The 18,329-nt window shown below is 48.7% G+C and carries 12 protein-coding genes; 1 reads left to right on the forward strand and 11 read right to left on the reverse strand.

Translation table 11 applies throughout. From position 1 onward, the window contains the following. Positions 1-7 precede the first annotated feature (7 nt). The gene (glsA, locus tag CWI83_RS06115) at positions 8-961 is read left to right on the forward strand and encodes a glutaminase A (RefSeq protein ID WP_126827168.1); all 954 of its coding nucleotides are present in this window, start codon (positions 8-10) and stop codon (positions 959-961) included. A 158-nt stretch (positions 962-1,119) separates the two neighbouring features. On the opposite strand, the gene tuf is transcribed toward glsA, so the two are convergent. The 11 genes from tuf to rplK form a co-directional block, all read right to left on the reverse strand. Further along, on the reverse strand, positions 1,120-2,304 hold the full coding sequence (tuf, locus tag CWI83_RS06120) for an elongation factor Tu (RefSeq protein ID WP_126827170.1): 1,185 nt from the start codon (positions 2,302-2,304) through the stop codon (positions 1,120-1,122). A 59-nt stretch (positions 2,305-2,363) separates the two neighbouring features. Further along, on the reverse strand, positions 2,364-4,487 hold the full coding sequence (fusA, locus tag CWI83_RS06125; RefSeq protein WP_126827171.1) for an elongation factor G: 2,124 nt from the start codon (positions 4,485-4,487) through the stop codon (positions 2,364-2,366). 30 nt (positions 4,488-4,517) lie between these two features. Continuing rightward, on the reverse strand, positions 4,518-4,988 hold the full coding sequence (rpsG, locus tag CWI83_RS06130; RefSeq protein WP_126827173.1) for a 30S ribosomal protein S7: 471 nt from the start codon (positions 4,986-4,988) through the stop codon (positions 4,518-4,520). Positions 4,989-5,061: 73 nt separating this feature from the next. Next, the gene (gene rpsL / locus CWI83_RS06135; protein ID WP_034777283.1) at positions 5,062-5,436 is read right to left on the reverse strand and encodes a 30S ribosomal protein S12; all 375 of its coding nucleotides are present in this window, start codon (positions 5,434-5,436) and stop codon (positions 5,062-5,064) included. Positions 5,437-5,600: 164 nt separating this feature from the next. Next, on the reverse strand, positions 5,601-7,202 hold the full coding sequence (locus CWI83_RS06140; RefSeq protein WP_126827175.1) for a serine hydrolase domain-containing protein: 1,602 nt from the start codon (positions 7,200-7,202) through the stop codon (positions 5,601-5,603). A 114-nt stretch (positions 7,203-7,316) separates the two neighbouring features. Then, positions 7,317-11,558 (reverse strand): DNA-directed RNA polymerase subunit beta', encoded by a 4,242-nt coding sequence (rpoC, locus tag CWI83_RS06145; protein ID WP_126827177.1) that lies wholly within the window; start codon positions 11,556-11,558, stop codon positions 7,317-7,319. A gap of 35 nt (positions 11,559-11,593) precedes the next feature. Continuing rightward, a complete protein-coding gene (gene rpoB / locus CWI83_RS06150; RefSeq protein WP_126827178.1) occupies positions 11,594-15,622 on the reverse strand; it encodes a DNA-directed RNA polymerase subunit beta in 4,029 nt (1,342 codons plus the stop codon). A 216-nt stretch (positions 15,623-15,838) separates the two neighbouring features. After that, complete coding sequence (gene rplL / locus CWI83_RS06155; protein ID WP_126827180.1) at positions 15,839-16,219, reverse strand: 50S ribosomal protein L7/L12; 381 nt, start codon at positions 16,217-16,219, stop codon at positions 15,839-15,841. A gap of 53 nt (positions 16,220-16,272) precedes the next feature. Beyond that, positions 16,273-16,791: a 50S ribosomal protein L10 gene (gene rplJ / locus CWI83_RS06160; protein ID WP_126827433.1), complete on the reverse strand. Its 519-nt coding sequence runs from the start codon at positions 16,789-16,791 to the stop codon at positions 16,273-16,275. 228 nt (positions 16,792-17,019) lie between these two features. After that, positions 17,020-17,715, reverse strand: coding sequence for a 50S ribosomal protein L1 (rplA, locus tag CWI83_RS06165; protein ID WP_126827182.1), 696 nt, complete (start codon positions 17,713-17,715; stop codon positions 17,020-17,022). Position 17,716: 1 nt separating this feature from the next. Next, the gene (gene rplK, locus CWI83_RS06170) at positions 17,717-18,148 is read right to left on the reverse strand and encodes a 50S ribosomal protein L11 (protein WP_126827184.1); all 432 of its coding nucleotides are present in this window, start codon (positions 18,146-18,148) and stop codon (positions 17,717-17,719) included. Positions 18,149-18,329: the final 181 nt, after the last annotated feature.

The following is an 18,329-nucleotide window of genomic DNA, read 5'->3' on the forward strand; positions in this document are numbered from 1 at the left end:
AGCTGCTATGAGCCATGATGAAATGTATTCTAATCAGGTCTCTGCACCGGCCGATATTGAGGCAACGTTAGCCGCAATATATCAGGCGGCTAAAGACTATGATGGCGGTGCCGTAGCCGATTACATTCCCGCCCTGGCAGCAATCGATGCTAACCAGTATGCGCTCAGTGTCGCCACACTTGATGGCCGTTGCTATGCCTTTGGCGCCCATGAGACCCCATTCTCTATCCAATCCATCTCAAAAATATTTGGTTTAGTCATGGCGATGGAGCGACTCGGAGATGACCTCTGGCAACGCGTCCGCATGGAGCCATCGGGACAAGCTTTTAACTCGATCGTGCAGTTAGAATGGGAACAAGGTATCCCGCGTAACCCGATGATTAATGCCGGCGCGATCTTGGTCAGTGATGTTCTGGTCAGTCATTATTCAACCAGCAAAAGTGCGGTCCTGAATATGGTGCGCCGACTTGCACATAACGACCATATTTGTAGTGACGAGCAGGTCTATCTAAGTGAACTCGAGCACGGCAGCCGAAACTCCGCCCTCGCCTACTTGATGAAAAGCTTTGGCAATATTGAGAGTGACGTAAGCGAGGCGCTGGATCACTACTTTTGGCAGTGTAGCCTCGCCATGACCAGCAGTGACTTGGCGCGTAGCCTGACCTTCCTTGCCAATGGTGGAGTTGACCCGCTGAGCGGACAGCAACTCTGCTCAAAACGCGATACCCAGCGTATCAATGCACTACTTGGAACCAGTGGCATGTACGATCAATCTGGGCAGTTTGCTTTTGAGGTGGGCTTGCCAGCAAAAAGTGGCGTTGGCGGCGGGATCGTTGCTATCGTCCCAAGTTTTGGGGTGATCTGCGCTTGGAGCCCGCGCCTCAATAGTTTTGGCAATTCCTCGAGAGGCATGTGGATGGTGAGAGAAATTGCAAGCAAGCTGGGCTTGAGTGTGTACTGAGGACGTTATTCGTTGTTCGTACGCTGCGCTGTTCGTACGTGCTTCGCACTGTTCGTTCTAACGAATAACGAATAACGAATAACGAGCAACGAATAACGCTTGTGCAATAAAAAAAGGGAGCCGAAGCTCCCTTTTTGTCACTCTATAGATTTCGACAATTAGTCAAGAATCTTAGATACAACGCCCGCACCTACGGTACGACCACCTTCACGAATCGCGAAGCGCAAACCTTCGTCCATCGCGATTGGGTTGATTAGGTCAACAACAAACTTCAAGTTATCGCCTGGCATGACCATCTCTACGCCTTCCGGCAATTCTACTGAACCCGTTACGTCAGTCGTACGGAAGTAGAACTGTGGACGATAGCCTTTGAAGAATGGAGTGTGACGTCCGCCTTCTTCTTTGGTCAATACGTATACTTCTGCTTCAAACTTGGTGTGTGGAGTGATTGAACCAGGCTTCGCCAATACTTGACCACGCTGGATTTCGTCACGCTTCGTACCACGCAACAAGGCACCAATGTTCTCACCTGCACGACCTTCGTCAAGCAACTTACGGAACATTTCAACACCGGTTACAGTCGTCTTCGCAGTATCTTGGATACCTACGATTTCAACTTCATCACCCGTGTTTACGATACCGCGCTCAACACGACCCGTTACTACAGTACCACGGCCTGAGATTGAGAAGACGTCTTCGATTGGCATCAAGAATGGCTTGTCGATGTCACGCTCTGGCTCTGGGATGTATGAATCCAAAGCTTCTGCCAATTCGATGATTTTCGCTTCCCACTTCTCTTCGCCTTCCAACGCTTTCAACGCTGAACCTTGAATCACTGGCAAGTCGTCGCCTGGGAAGTCGTACTCAGAAAGAAGTTCGCGAACTTCCATCTCGACCAACTCAAGCAATTCTTCATCGTCAACCATGTCACACTTGTTCATGAATACGATGATAAATGGCACGCCAACCTGACGTGACAACAAGATGTGCTCACGGGTTTGTGGCATTGGGCCGTCAGTTGCAGCAACAACCAAGATCGCGCCGTCCATCTGCGCAGCACCAGTGATCATGTTTTTCACATAGTCAGCGTGTCCTGGGCAGTCAACGTGTGCGTAGTGACGCGTAGGAGTGTCGTACTCTACGTGTGAAGTCGCGATGGTGATACCACGCGCTTTTTCTTCTGGTGCGTTATCGATTTGGTCAAACGCACGTGCTGAACCACCATAAGTTTTTGCCAAAACTGTAGTGATCGCAGCGGTCAAAGTTGTTTTACCGTGGTCAACGTGGCCGATTGTACCGACGTTAACGTGCGGTTTGGAACGTTCAAATTTTTCTTTTGACATGACTTTTCCTTAACTTAAGTTAAAAGTCCGGTCCTTGGTAGAACCGGACCAGACTCTACTTAATCTTTAGTTTGACGAGCAGCAATAACCTGCTCAGCAATGTTTTGTGGTGCTTCAGCGTACTTCAAGAATTCCATCGCATAAGATGCGCGGCCCTGAGTCTGCGAACGCAGATCAGTTGCATAACCGAACATTTCTGACAATGGCACTTGGGCACGAACTTCTTTCAAACCACCCGGAGCATCTTCCATACCTTCGATGATACCGCGACGACGGTTCAAGTCACCGACCACGTCACCCATGAAGTCTTCTGGAGTTACTACTTCAACTTTCATCATTGGCTCAAGCAAAGCTGGAGACGCTTGCAATGCACCCTTTTTGAAAGCCATGCTACCGGCGATTTTGAACGCCATTTCTGACGAGTCAACATCGTGGTATGACCCATCATACAAGGTCGCTTTCACGCCAAGTACTGGGTAACCGGCAAGTACACCGTTCTGCATCTGCTCTTGAACACCTTTGTCAACTGCAGGGATATACTCTTTCGGTACCACACCACCCACGATTTCGTTGACGAACTCATAGTTCGGAGTGTCGTCATCGTTCGCGTCAAATTCCATTGGCTCAAGTTTAAGCCAAACGTGACCGAACTGACCGCGACCACCTGATTGACGTACGAATTTACCTTCAACTTCAACCGCTGAGCGGATTGTTTCACGGTAAGCAACCTGAGGTTTACCAACGTTACATTCAACTTTGAATTCACGCTTCATACGGTCAACGATGATATCAAGGTGAAGCTCACCCATACCAGAGATGATGGTCTGGCCAGACTCTTCGTCAGTTTTAACGCGGAATGATGGATCTTCTGCCGCCAATTTACCTAAAGCGATACCCATTTTTTCTTGGTCAGCTTTAGTTTTTGGCTCTACAGCTACAGAGATTACTGGCTCTGGGAATTCCATCCGCTCAAGGGTGATGATGTTGTTCGGGTCACACAAGGTGTCACCAGTCGTTACATCTTTCAAACCGATAGCAGCAGCGATGTCACCTGCCAAGATCTCTTTGATTTCTTTCCGGTCGTTCGCGTGCATCTGAACCATACGGCCGATACGCTCGCGCTTGCCCTTCACTGGGTTATACACAGTGTCGCCCTGTGACAGGACACCTGAGTATACGCGCAAGAAGGTCAAAGTACCCACGAATGGGTCAGTCGCGATTTTAAACGCCAACGCTGAGAAAGGCTCGTTGTCATCAGACTTACGAACACCCTCAGATTCGTCTTCAAGGATACCGCGAATCGCTTTAACTTCAGTCGGAGACGGAAGATATTCGATAACCGCGTCCAATACCGCTTGAACACCTTTGTTTTTGAACGCTGAACCGCACAAGCAAAGAACGATTTCGTTCGCAAGCGTACGCTCACGTAAGCCTTGCTTGATTTCGGCTTCAGTCAACTCACCTTCTTCAAGGTATTTGTTCATCAGTTCTTCGTTAGCTTCAGCAGCTGCTTCAACCAACTCAGCACGATATTGTTCAGCTTCATCAACCAAGTCCGCAGGGATGTCTTCATAAGTGAAGGTCATACCTTGGTCTTCTTCGTTCCAGTTGATCGCTTTCATTTTCACCAAGTCAACGACGCCTTTGAAATTATCTTCAGCACCGATAGCAAGATGAATTGGAACTGGAGTCGCTGCTAAACGTGTTTTGATCTGACCTACAACACGCAAGAAGTCAGCACCTGCACGGTCCATCTTGTTGACGAAGACCATACGTGGTACTTCGTACTTGTTAGCCTGACGCCATACGGTTTCAGTCTGTGGTTGTACACCAGATGATGCACAAAGCACTACAACCGCACCGTCGAGTACACGCAGTGAACGTTCTACTTCGATAGTGAAGTCAACGTGTCCTGGAGTATCGATGATGTTGATACGGTGCTCAGGGAACTGCGCATCCATACCACGCCAGAAGCTGGTGACCGCAGCAGAGGTGATGGTAATTCCACGCTCTTGCTCCTGCTCCATCCAGTCTGTAGTTGCTGCACCATCGTGCACCTCACCGATTTTGTGAGAAAGACCAGTGTAGAACAAGACCCGCTCAGTGGTCGTGGTTTTACCTGCGTCTACGTGAGCACAGATACCGATATTACGATAGCGCTCAATCGAAGTTTGTCGAGCCACAATAAATTCCTCTTAGGGTTACTTGTGAATTTACCAGCGATAATGTGCAAACGCTTTGTTTGCTTCGGCCATACGGTGGACGTCTTCACGCTTCTTCACAGCAGAGCCTTTGTTTTCTGATGCATCTAGCATTTCACCTGCTAGACGCTGAGCCATGGATTTTTCACCCCGCGTACGCGCGGCATCAACCAACCAACGCATAGCTAGTGCATTACGACGTACTGGACGAACTTCCACAGGCACCTGATAAGTTGAACCACCTACACGGCGTGATTTAACTTCCACAGATGGACGAACGTTGTCCAATGCGTTTTCAAAAACTTCTAAATGGTCTTTACCTGACTTCTCAGCCAAGATATCTAAAGCACCATAAATGATCTTTTCAGCGACAGATTTTTTGCCGTCAACCATGACGACATTGATGAACTTAGCCAACAACTCTGATCCGAACTTAGGATCAGGTAAAATTTTACGTTGACCAATGACGCGTCTTCTAGGCATCTCAATTTCTCCGATTAATTCAGGGTTTCCCCAAAACTCTCAATTACAGTTTGGCCTTACTAACGGAGAACCGTTAAGATTTTGGCCGCTTCGCGCCGTACTTCGAACGAGCTTGACGACGGTCGTTTACGCCCGCGCAGTCTAACGCGCCGCGAACTGTGTGATAACGAACACCTGGCAAGTCTTTTACACGACCGCCGCGAATTAATACGACAGAGTGCTCTTGCAAGTTGTGACCTTCACCACCGATGTACGAAGAAACTTCGTAGCCGTTAGTCAAACGCACACGGCAAACTTTCCGTAGCGCTGAGTTCGGCTTTTTCGGGGTAGTTGTATAAACACGGGTACATACACCGCGTTTTTGTGGGCAAGCCTCAAGTGCCGGAACGTTGCTTTTCACAACCGGCTTTTGACGACCTTTGCGCACCAGCTGATTAACTGTTGCCATTCATTACTCCTGCTTATGTTGATGTCGCTCAACAGAATGAAAAATCCAATTCTCCCCAGCCACGAGCTAACCGCCCAAGAATGGGGAGCGCAGAATTTTAATGGTCAATAAATGGACTGTCAAGGAAAAGCGCTGTTTCTGGCCTTTCCTTTAGTCCCTGGGAATTAGTCTAACTGGTCAAGATGAAGCTTTTGTTGCAGCAACTGTTCTGCCATCGCATTCACGTCGATTGCTTGGTTGGCTAAAATAACCACCGCAGCTGAACCATCGAGATAGAAGCCAACATAACTGCTGAAGCCGGCGGTGCGGCCATTGTGCCAAGCAAACAGCTTACCCGAGGCATCTTTTTTCAGCATCCAGCCGAGCGCTTGCTGACAACACTCGGCTAAGGTTAACTGCGGGCTCAACAGCAGCTCAACCGCACCATCCTGTTGCGCGAATTGAGTTTGCAAATAATCAATATAAGCAACGACATCGGGTAAGTTAGATACTATTGCACCGGCTCCAGCGAGGCTCGCAAAGTGCCAATGCGGAACTTCACGTCCTAAGGTATCGTAACCTTTGGCAAGGGTATCAGGTTGATACTCAGCATCCGTTGCAAGATAAGATGCGCGCATCTGAGCTGGTTCAAATACCTCACGCTGCAATAAATCCGCCAAACTTGTTTGTTGTTGGATGGCCAACGCCTCGGCCAAAGCTCCCATGCCATAGTTAGAGTAACTGTGCTCTGTCGTATCGATTTGTTCTTGCGCTAATGCCGTGGTTAACAGCGCCCGGGTATAATCACGGTAGGGATCTTCTGGGTCCGCCTGAGCCAGCAGATTATCCGGTAGCCGCGGTAAACCACTGGTATGGGTCGCCAGTTGACCGAGTGTGATCGATTCAGGGGCATCTTTGAAATACTGGTTTAGCCGAGTATCAAGGGACAGTTGATTGGCGGCGACTTGCTGTGCCAACAGGTAACCGACAAAAGTTTTGGTTACCGAACCAATTTCAAACTGAGTTGCCGGATTCGAGTCGGCAAAATATTTTGTTTCAACCTGGTCACCATGACGAACATAAACCGCGCCACCCACTTCACCAAAGACCGGTTCAGCGACTTGCACTTGTTCACCGCTGGCTAACTTCCGCAACTCCAATTGGAACACCCGACCTTGAGTGAAGAAGCCACTATAGCCTCCGTCATTGGCGTCACCCGTATATGATGCCCCCAACATCGGCGCAGTAAATTTAAGTTGTTTCGCATCAATCTTTAAGCCAGGTAATGGAATTCCAAAAGTCTGCTGAGCAGGGCTATCAAGAGTGCCATAAAAGTAATCTTTAATCACTGCGACATTCGCCACCAAGGGTAATTGCGTGTTGGCATCAACACTAAGCTCGCCGGCATAGCGTCCCTCAAACTCGAGCCGCTCGAGATCTCTTGCACTCAGTTTATTTAATACTAAGGGTAACTCGCGGCCTTGAGTGAAGGTGCCGCGTAACTGCCCGTCGACGAATTCTGCTTGATAGCTGATATTAAGATTGCGCGCCCGAATATGGAGCTGGCTATCGGTGAGTTGAACCACTTCAAGGGCTTGTCCCCAAGCGCCTTGATTGGGGCTATCAAGGGTGACTTGGTCACCGCTAATGGTGAGGCCAATCACGATTTTGATCTGGTCCTGCACAGCTAATAGTCCGCGCCACTTGCCATTTAAGTCATTGCCAGATTGAGCATGAGCTTGCCAAGCAAACACTAGAACGAGAATCAAACTGATTAATTTTTTCATTGTGGACACTCTAAATTTTTATAACAGATTTTAGTCTACCTGAAGCAGCGCAGAAATAAAAAAGCCAGTTGTCATACCGACAACTGGCTTTCAGCTCAGTTTTAACAGCGGGCTTTATTCGCCGTTAGTTTCGCTCGCATCCGTCGCATCTTGGCCAGCATTCAAAGCATCGGCAAGTTGCTGTTCTGCTTCAGCAGCAGTCAACTTCGGCGCTTCAACCATTTCTGCTTGCTCTGCACGCTTACGCGCACGCTCGCGGTGATACGCAAAACCGGTACCTGCTGGAATCAAGCGGCCAACGATAACGTTCTCTTTCAAGCCACGCAGTGGATCCTGCTTGCCTTGTACCGCAGCTTCGGTCAGGACACGTGTTGTTTCCTGGAACGAAGCAGCTGAGATGAACGACTCAGTCGACAACGAGGCCTTGGTGATACCGAGCAATTGACGCTCGTATGATGCTGGAACCTTGCCTTCCGCTTCAGCTTTCGCATTGGCAGCAAGCACTTCTGAGAGCTCCATCATTTCACCTTCAAGCAAGTCAGTCTCACCTGGGTTCAAGATCAACGCCTTACGCAGCATCTGACGAACAATGGTCTCGATGTGCTTGTCGTTAATTTTAACCCCTTGCAGACGGTAAACTTCTTGTACTTCGTTGACGATATAATTTGCCAACGCGCTCACGCCACGCAAGCGAAGAATATCATGCGGCGCCTCTGGACCATCGGCAATCACTTCACCTTTGGTCACTTGCTCACCTTCGAAGATGTTCAATTGACGCATCTTCGGAATCATTTCTTCGTAATGCTCACCTTCGGCAGTGGTGATAATCAAGCGGCGCTTGCCTTTGGTTTCTTTACCAAAGCTAACGGTACCTGATTTCTCTGCCAAGATTGCTGGCTCTTTCGGACGACGCGCTTCGAACAAGTCGGCAACCCGTGGTAGACCACCGGTAATGTCGCGAGTTTTCGAACCTTCTTGCGGAATCCGCGCGATGGTGTCACCCACTTCTACCTGCGCACCATCTTCAAGGTTAACTAACGCTTTACCTGGAAGTGGATACTGAGCTGGTAAATCGGTGCCAGGGATCATCACATCTTTACCTTTGGCATCGACCAACTTCACCATTGGGCGCATGTCTTTACCTGCAGTGGTACGTTGACCCACTTCAAGTACTTCGATGTTTGACAAGCCAGTTAATTCGTCGGTTTGACGGGTAATGGTTACGCCATCAATCAAGTCAACGAACTTCAGACGTCCAGCTACCTCGGTGACGATTGGGTGCGTATGCGGGTCCCAGTTCGCAACGATTTCGCCTGCTTCAACTGCATCGCCTTCGTTCTTCTTCAGGACCGCACCGTAAGGTACTTTGTAACGCTCACGCTCACGCCCGAACTCGTCGATGAGGGTCAACTCAGTTGAACGCGAAGTGATAACTAAGTGTTTATCACTGTTTTCTACAAACTTAGCGTTGTGTAGTTTCAGTGAACCCGCGTTCTTCACTTGTACGTTGTTCGCTGCTGAGTCACGTGATGCCGCCCCACCAATGTGGAAGGTACGCATGGTTAACTGAGTACCTGGCTCACCGATTGACTGAGCTGCGATAACCCCGACCGCTTCACCTTGGTTGACCAAATGACCACGAGCCAAGTCGCGACCATAACAGTTCGCACAGACACCGAAGTCAGTGTCACAGGTAATAACCGAGCGCACCGTTACTTCGTCGATTGAGTGTTGCTCAAGCAGGTCACACATTTTTTCGTCAAGCAGTGTGTTACGCGCAATCAATACCTCGGTTTCGCTACCTGGGACCATTACATCGTCACAGACCACACGACCCAATACGCGCTCACGCAATGGCTCAACAACATCACCACCTTCGATCAATGGCTTGATGGTGAGGCCTTGATGCGTGCCACAGTCGTCTTCAACGATCACCACGTCTTGGGCAACGTCAACCAAACGACGGGTCAAGTAACCTGAGTTCGCAGTCTTCAATGCGGTATCGGCCAAACCTTTCCGCGCACCGTGAGTTGAGATGAAGTACTGGAGTACGTTCAAACCTTCACGGAAGTTAGCGGTGATTGGGGTTTCGATGATCGAGCCATCTGGTTTCGCCATCAAACCACGCATACCGGCCAACTGACGAATCTGTGCGGGGCTACCCCGAGCACCAGAATCGGCCATCATGTAAACAGAGTTGAAAGAGTCTTGCTCTTCTTCTTCACCGTTACGGTTGATGACGATCTCTTTCGACAAGTTTTCCATCATCGCTTTCGAGACTTTCTCGTTCGCGGTAGACCAAATGTCGATGACCTTGTTGTATTTCTCACCCGCGGTGACTAAGCCCTGCTCGAACTGCTCTTGGATTTCAGCAACTTCAGCTTCAGCGTCACCAATGATGTCTTTCTTGGCATCAGGGATAACCATGTCATCAATACCAACCGATGCACCCGCAACCATTGCATAATGGAAACCGGTATACATAATTTGGTCAGCAAAAATAACCGTCGCCTTAAGACCTAGATCACGATACGCAAGGTTCAACATGCGACCGATTTGCTTTTTACCCATCGACTGGTTGATCAGTTCAAATGACAAACCTTTCGGTAAGATCAGTGACAGAATCGCACGGCCCACAGTTGTGTCATACAGAGTAGACGTTTGTGTTTCGTTGCCTTCTTCGTCAATCACGGTCTCGTTTAAGCGAACCTTAACGCGTGCGTGCAGTTCAGCCACACCTGTACGGTACGCTTTTTCTGCTTCTTTGGCGTTTTTGAAAGCCATTCCTTCGCCTTTTGCATTGACCTTTTCACGGGTCATGTAATAAAGGCCAAGAACAACGTCTTGTGATGGAACGATGATTGGATCACCGCTCGCTGGTGACAAGATGTTGTTGGTCGACATCATCAAAGCACGCGCTTCAAGCTGTGCTTCGAGGGTCAACGGCAAGTGGACCGCCATTTGGTCACCGTCGAAGTCGGCGTTATACGCCGCACACACCAATGGGTGCAACTGAATCGCTTTACCTTCAATCAGGACCGGCTCGAACGCCTGGATACCCAAACGGTGCAGAGTTGGTGCACGGTTCAGCATCACTGGGTGTTCTTTGATGACTTCATCAAGCACGTCCCATACTTCTGGGATTTCGCGCTCAACCATTTTCTTCGCAGCTTTGATGGTGGTTGCTAAACCACGACCTTCAAGCTTGCCGTAGATGAATGGTTTGAATAATTCGAGTGCCATTTTCTTAGGCAAACCACACTGGTGTAAGCGCAGTTTTGGACCAACGGTGATAACCGAACGACCTGAGTAATCGACGCGCTTACCCAATAGGTTCTGACGGAAGCGACCTTGCTTCCCTTTAATCATATCTGCTAGCGATTTCAATGGACGCTTGTTGGTCCCAGTGATCGCACGACCGCGACGACCGTTATCAAGCAAGGCATCGACCGCTTCTTGCAGCATCCGCTTCTCGTTACGCACAATGATATCTGGCGCAGCAAGGTCAAGCAGGCGCTTAAGACGGTTGTTACGGTTGATGACGCGACGATACAAGTCGTTCAAATCAGAGGTCGCGAAACGTCCACCATCAAGTGGCACCAACGGCCGTAAATCAGGTGGCAATACTGGCAACACTTTCAAGATCATCCACTCTGGCTTGTTGCCTGAGTTATGGAATGATTCAAGTAATTTCAAACGCTTGCTGATTTTCTTACGCTTCGTTTCTGAATTGGTTTCAGGTAACTCTTCGCGCAGCACTTTAATATCGTGCTCGATATCAATTTGCTTGAGCAAGGCCAATACAGCTTCGGCGCCCATTTTGGCTTCGAACTCATCACCGTGCTCTTCAAGGGCATCGAGGTACTCTTCTTCGGTCAGGATTTGACCCATTTCGAGTGACGTCATGCCTGGGTCAGTGACCACATATGATTCGAAATACAATACCCGCTCGATATCACGCAAGGTCATGTCAAGCATCAAACCGATACGGCTTGGTAGTGATTTCAAGAACCAGATATGCGCAACCGGGCTGGCCAATTCAATGTGACCCATACGCTCACGGCGTACTTTAGTAAGTGTGACTTCAACACCACACTTCTCACAGATCACACCACGGTGCTTCAAGCGCTTGTATTTACCACACAAACACTCATAGTCTTTGACCGGACCAAAGATACGCGCACAGAACAAACCGTCACGCTCCGGCTTGAAGGTACGGTAGTTAATAGTTTCTGGCTTTTTCACTTCACCAAATGACCAGCTACGGATCATATCCGGCGACGCGAGCCCGATGCGAATCGCATCGAACTCTTCGGTCTGGTTAACTGGCTTTAAAAACTTCAATAAGTCTTTCACGATTTATCTCCTGGCAATTTGCGTCCGGTGGTCTCTCAGTCTTGGTCCAAATCGATATTGATACCAAGTGAGCGGATTTCCTTCAGAAGTACGTTGAAGGATTCCGGCATACCTGCTTCCATCCGCAGATCGTTGTCGACGATGTTTTTGTACATCTTGGTCCGACCGTTTACGTCGTCCGACTTCACCGTCAACATTTCCTGCAAGGTGTATGCAGCACCGTATGCTTCTAATGCCCACACTTCCATCTCACCGAAGCGCTGGCCACCAAATTGAGCTTTACCGCCCAATGGCTGCTGCGTTACCAAGCTGTAAGAGCCGGTTGAACGTGCATGCATCTTATCGTCCACTAAGTGGTTAAGTTTGAGCATGTACATATAACCTACCGTCACATCACGCTCGAAACGATCGCCGGTACGACCATCGAATAAGGTGATCTGACCTGACTCTGGTAAATCAGCCAACTTCAGGAGTTCTTTAATTTCGCTTTCAACTGCACCGTCGAATACTGGGGTGGCAGTCGGTAAGCCTTTCTTCAAGTTGTGTGCGAGACGCATCACTTCTTCATCGCTGAAGCTATCGATATCGACTTCTTGACGCGAGTTCCCGAGGCTATACACCTGTTTCAGGAAGTCACGCATCTCAGCCAATTTCGCTTGCTGCTTCAACATGTTTTCGATCTTGGTACCGATACCACGAGCCGCCAAACCAAGGTGGGTCTCGAGGATCTGACCAATGTTCATCCGCGACGGAACCCCAAGTGGGTTCAAGACGATATCGACCGGATTACCGTGCTCGTCGTATGGCATATCTTCAACTGGAACAATCGTTGAGATAACACCTTTGTTACCGTGACGACCAGCGAGCTTATCACCCGGCTGGATACGGCGACGAACCGCGAGGTAAACCTTAACAATCTTCAGAACGCCTGGCGCAAGATCATCCCCTTGGGTGATTTTACGGCGCTTGTTCTCGAATTTGTTGTCAAAATCGGCACGCAATTCTTCGTACTGCTGCGCGATTTGCTCAAGTTGCTGCTGCGCAGCTTCTTTCTTGAGGTTTTGCGTCAACCACTTGCTCGACTCGAGGCTCGCTAATTTTGACTCGTCAAAACCGTTTGCCAATAACAAAGTGCGAGCGCGCTCAAAAATACCTTTTTCAAGGATCTTGAACTCGTCGGTTAAATCTTTCTTAACCTGAGCAAGCTGCATCTCTTCGATGTCGATTGCCCGCTTATCTTTTTCCACGCCATCGCGGGTAAAGACTTGAACGTCAATAACGGTACCAGTGACCCCATTAGGAACACGCAGTGAGCTATCTTTAACGTCCGATGCCTTCTCACCGAAGATTGCACGCAGAAGTTTCTCTTCTGGGGTTAATTGGGTCTCACCTTTTGGTGTGACTTTACCCACTAAGATGTCGCCACCGCTCACTTCAGCACCGACGAATACAACGCCTGATTCATCAAGCTTGTTCAGTGCTGACTCACCCACGTTCGGGATATCTGCAGTGATTTCTTCGGCACCTAATTTGGTGTCACGGGCAACACAGCTTAGCTCTTGAATGTGAATCGTGGTTAAACGATCTTCTTCAACTACACGCTCCGAGATCAAAATTGAATCTTCGAAGTTGTAACCATTCCAAGGCATAAACGCGACGCGCAGGTTTTGGCCAAGGGCTAGCTCACCCATATCTGTTGATGGGCCATCCGCCAACACATCACCACGCATAACCGGCTCACCAACATTCACAGTTGGAGTTTGGTTAATACACGTGTTCTGGTTTGAACGGGTGTATTTGATCAAGTTATAGATGTCGATACCCGCTTCACCTGGGACCATTTCATCTTCATTTACCTTGACCACGATACGGCTGGCATCGACTTTATCGACTACACCGCCACGCTTAGCAACAACGGTTACGCCCGAGTCGACCGCAACAGTGCGCTCGATACCCGTTCCAACCAACGGCTTATCGGCGCGTAAAGTTGGAACCGCCTGACGTTGCATGTTTGAACCCATCAAGGCACGGTTCGCATCATCGTGCTCAAGGAATGGAATCAAGCTCGCAGCAATCGAAACGATCTGCTGTGGTGCAACGTCCATATACTGAATCTGCTCACGTGACATCAGTGATGATTCGTTTTTGTGACGACACGGAATGAGATCATCGATTAACTCGTTGTTCTCGTTCATCGCAACGTTAGCCTGCGCGATAACGTACTGGCCTTCTTCGATTGCCGACAAGTAATCAACATCGTCAGTTACGACGCCATCGATCACGCGACGATATGGCGTTTCGAGGAAGCCATACTCGTTAGTGCGCGCAAAGGTCGACAATGAGTTAATCAAACCAATGTTTGGACCTTCAGGGGTCTCAATCGGACAAACACGACCATAGTGAGTTGGGTGTACGTCACGAACTTCGAAGCCTGCCCGCTCACGGGTCAAACCACCCGGCCCAAGCGCTGAAATACGACGCTTGTGAGTGACTTCTGAAAGCGGGTTGTTCTGGTCCATAAACTGTGACAACTGGCTCGAACCAAAGAACTCTTTCACCGCAGCACTGATTGGCTTCGCGTTGATCAAGTCTTGTGGCATGATCGCGTCGAGGTCACCAAGGCTTAAGCGCTCTTTAACGGCACGCTCAACCCGGACGAGACCAACTCGGAATTGGTTTTCAGCCATTTCACCAACCGAACGAATACGGCGGTTACCTAAGTGGTCGATATCATCCACTTCATCGACACCATTGCGGATCTCGATCAGTTTCTTCATCACTTCGATGATATCTTCTTTGGTCAAAGTACCCGGACCGGTTAGGTCATCACGACCTAAACGACGGTTAAACTTCATCCGACCAACGGCTGACAAATCATAACGGTCTTCGCTGAAGAACAAGTTATCAAATAAGGTTTCAGCGGCTTCTTTTGTTGGTGGCTCACCTGGACGCATCATGCGATAAATTTCCACTAGCGCCTCAAGGCGGTTCGTGGTGGTATCGATGCGCAGGGTTTCGCTCATGTACGGACCATGGTCAAGATCGTTGACGAACAAGGTCTCAAGCTTTTTGAAGCCAGCTTCACGTAACTTCGCAAGTAACTCGAGGTTCAACTCGGTGTTTGCTTCAGCAATGATTTCACCGGTTTTCTTCTCGACGTAATCTTTCGCCAATACTTTACCCACTAAATACTCAACCGGAACTTCCATCTCTGGCTGGTTAAGTTTAGCGATCTGGTTGATATGGCGTGCAGTAATCCGACGACCTTTTTCAACAATGACTTCGCCGTCATCGTTTTTGATGTCGAACTTGGCCGTTTCACCGCGCAGGCGCTCAGGGACAAGCTGCATGAATACTTTACGGTTCTTGAACTGGAAGTACGTGGTCTCGAAGAAGATATCGAGAATTTCTTCTGTACTATATTCAAGCGCACGCAAAATGATCGACGCGGGAAGTTTCCGGCGACGGTCGATACGTACGAATACGTTGTCCTTTGGATCGAACTCAAAGTCTAACCATGAACCACGGTAAGGAATCACTCGGGCGTTATAAAGTACTTTACCTGATGAGTGTGTTTTACCTTTGTCGTGATCAAAGAAGACACCTGGAGAACGATGCAACTGAGAAACGATAACCCGCTCAGTACCGTTGATAACAAAGGTACCGTTATCGGTCATCAATGGGATTTCACCCATATAAACTTCTTGCTCTTTGATGTCTTTAACTGTGCCAGCGGCAGCTTCTTTATCGTAAAGCACCAAACGCAATTTAACTCGCAAAGGAGCAGAATAAGTGATGCCACGAATTTGACATTCATTGACGTCAAACACTGGCTCACCTAAGTGGTAGCTCACGTACTGCAATTCAGAATTACCGCTATAAGCCGTAATCGGAAATACTGAGCGAAATGCCGCTTCCAGGCCATTTTGGCCATCTGGATCGGGATCGATGAACTTTTTAAATGAATCTAATTGGATTGACAGCAGGTACGGTACCTCAAGTACATGAGGTCGCTTACCAAAATCCTTGCGAATACGTTTTTTCTCAGAGTAGGAGTACGCCATGGGGTTCCTCAGCTAGCTGATTGATGACCCTAACTATCGAGGTTTCGATAGTTAAAAACAAACCAGACCAAAAGTTTGTCATTCCCGTTTTTGTCACCGCGAGCATGCACCCCAAGAACGGGCAAAAATGATACATGCTTAACAGCGCAAAAAGGCTGGTGACCCAAAAGTCACCAGCCCTAGGCCTAAACGGCCAATTTTTTAAAGTGCAGTTGCTTACTTAAGTTCAACTTCCGCACCGGCTTCTTCAAGCTCTTTCTTCAGTGCTTCAGCGTCGTCTTTAGACAAGCCTTCTTTCACTGCTACTGGAGCTGATTCAACCATGTCTTTCGCTTCTTTCAGGCCAAGACCAGTTGCGCCACGTACTGCTTTGATTGCAGCAACTTTGTTCGCGCCTGCGGCTTTCAAGATTACGTCAAATTCAGTTTTCTCTTCCGCTGCACCAGCGTCGCCGCCTGCAGCTGGACCTGCTGCTACAGCTACTGCTGCAGAAGCGTCAACACCGAATTTTTCTTCCGCTGCAGCGATGAGATCAACAAGATCCATTACTGACATTTCAGCGATTGCATTCAAAATATCGTCTTTAGTAAGAGCCATAACTCTAAACTCCTGGGTTATAAATTACAAAAAATTGGTTAAAAAAACCGCTTCTACTTAGCGTCTTTAATTGCCGACAACACACGCGCAAACTTGCTTGGAACTTCGTTAACAGTACGAACGAATTTCGAAACAGGCGCTTTGAAGGTTGCGAGCAATTTCGCCAATGCTTCGTCGCGAGTCGGAAGTGATGCAACCGCATCCAACTTGTCCGCACCCATCAAGCCGTTACCGGTTGATAGCGCAGTCACTTGCAGGTTCTTATTCTCTTTGGCGAAGTCTTTGAACAAACGAGCTGAAGCGCCCGGTGCATCCAAAGAAAAACCGTAGATCAAAGGACCTTTAAGAGCTGGTTCCATGTCTTCGAACTGCGTTCCTTCGAAAGCACGCTTGGCTAGGGTATTCCGAATAACTTTCAGATATACGCCTTGCTCACGCGCTTTAGAACGCAGCACAGTCATGTCTGCAACTTCCATTCCGCGATACTCGGCAACAGCGACGGATAGCGCTTTTGAAGCAACTTCGTTAACTTCTTTAACGATTGCTTGTTTTGCTGCTAAACCTAGTGCCACTCGTATCACCTCTTTTTTTAGACCCGCCGCACCGAAGTACTTTGGGTCAACGTTACAATTTGGCAGACCATCAAACATCTGCCGCTTTGTCACGGTGAATCTCTACCCAGAGAGTCTGAGTCGGATATCACCATCTGCGCAGGAAATTAAGTTTGCCGATGCTACCGAAGTAGCGTCTTACAACACCTGCGGTCTTGGACGGGAGCCTTCGCTCCAACCCATAACCTTTTAGTTGCCGCTCAGTGAGCCCGCGTCGATTGCGACGCCTGCGCCCATAGTGGTCGACAAGCTAATTTTCTTGATGTACTGACCTTTTGCTGAAGAAGGCTTGGCTTTCTTCAGAGCTGCCAGCAGTGCTTCTAAGTTCTCTTTCAACTTATCGTTGTCGAAGTCAACTTTACCGATGGTCGCATGGATGATACCGGCTTTGTCGTTGCGATAACGAATCTGACCCGCTTTGGCGTTTTTAACGGCAGTCTCAACATCAGGAGTTACCGTGCCAGTTTTCGGGTTAGGCATCAAACCGCGTGGACCAAGGATTTGACCCAACATACCAACAACGCGCATTGCGTCTGGAGTTGCGATAACGACGTCGAAGTTCATCTCGCCTTTTTTCACTTGCTCAGCAAGGTCTTCCATACCGACCAAGTCAGCACCAGCTGCTTTTGCTTTGTCAGCATTTGCGCCGCTAGTAAATACCGCAACACGTACGTCACGACCGGTACCGTTTGGCAATACAGTTGCACCACGGACGTTTTGGTCAGATTTACGCGCATCAATACCCAAGTTGACTGATACGTCTACGCTTTCAGTGAACTTAGCAGTTGCTAATTCTTTTAACAGGTTGATTGCTTCGTTGATTTCATAATCACGAGCTTCAACTTTCTCACGGATGAGGCGAGCACGCTTGGTTAACTTAGCCATCTTACAGACCCTCCACATTCAAGCCCATTGCGCGAGCAGAGCCGGCGATGGTGCGAACCGCTGCGTCAAGATCAGCTGCTGTTAAGTCAGGCTCTTTGATCTTGGCGATTTCTTCCAGCTGGGCACGGGTTACAGTACCGACCTTCTCAGTGTTCGGACGACCTGAACCACTCTTGATGCCTGCTGCTTTCTTGAGCAAGTAAGCTGCTGGAGGAGTTTTGGTAATAAATGTGAAAGAACGGTCTTCGAAGACAGAAATTTCAACCGGAACTGGAGCGCCTTTTTCAAGTTCGCCAGTTTGGGCGTTGAATGCCTTACAGAATTCCATGATATTCACACCGTGCTGACCCAATGCTGGACCAACTGGTGGAGATGGGTTAGCTGCACCCGCTGCGACTTGCAGCTTGATGATAGCTTTTAGCTTCTTAGCCATGTGTTTAGCCTCTTAGTTATGGGTCAAACGCCTCGTAAGTTATTAAGAGGTAACTTACTCAATCGGCTCCCCGACGTAAAAAAGGAGGCGAAGTATAGCCGTTTTCGCACTCCAATGCAATAAAGTTATTCGTTATTCGTTATTCGTTATTCGTTATTCGTTATTCGTTATTCGTTATTCG

It is taken from the genome of Pseudidiomarina taiwanensis (assembly GCF_003987435.1).
GTDB classification, from domain to species: domain Bacteria; phylum Pseudomonadota; class Gammaproteobacteria; order Enterobacterales; family Alteromonadaceae; genus Pseudidiomarina; species Pseudidiomarina taiwanensis.

Bases quoted from the DNA above. Each gene is read 5' to 3' on its own strand.
- glsA (WP_126827168.1), top strand. From the start codon at position 8: ATGAGCCATGATGAAATGTATTCTAATCAGGTCTCTGCACCGGCCGAT.
- rpsL (WP_034777283.1), bottom strand. From the start codon at position 5,436: ATGGCAACAGTTAATCAGCTGGTGCGCAAAGGTCGTCAAAAGCCGGTT.
- tuf (WP_126827170.1), bottom strand. From the start codon at position 2,304: ATGTCAAAAGAAAAATTTGAACGTTCCAAACCGCACGTTAACGTCGGT.
- rplA (WP_126827182.1), bottom strand. From the start codon at position 17,715: ATGGCTAAGTTAACCAAGCGTGCTCGCCTCATCCGTGAGAAAGTTGAA.
- rpsG (WP_126827173.1), bottom strand. From the start codon at position 4,988: ATGCCTAGAAGACGCGTCATTGGTCAACGTAAAATTTTACCTGATCCT.
- rplL (WP_126827180.1), bottom strand. From the start codon at position 16,219: ATGGCTCTTACTAAAGACGATATTTTGAATGCAATCGCTGAAATGTCA.
- rpoB (WP_126827178.1), bottom strand. From the start codon at position 15,622: ATGGCGTACTCCTACTCTGAGAAAAAACGTATTCGCAAGGATTTTGGT.
- CWI83_RS06140 (WP_126827175.1), bottom strand. From the start codon at position 7,202: ATGAAAAAATTAATCAGTTTGATTCTCGTTCTAGTGTTTGCTTGGCAA.
- rplK (WP_126827184.1), bottom strand. From the start codon at position 18,148: ATGGCTAAGAAGCTAAAAGCTATCATCAAGCTGCAAGTCGCAGCGGGT.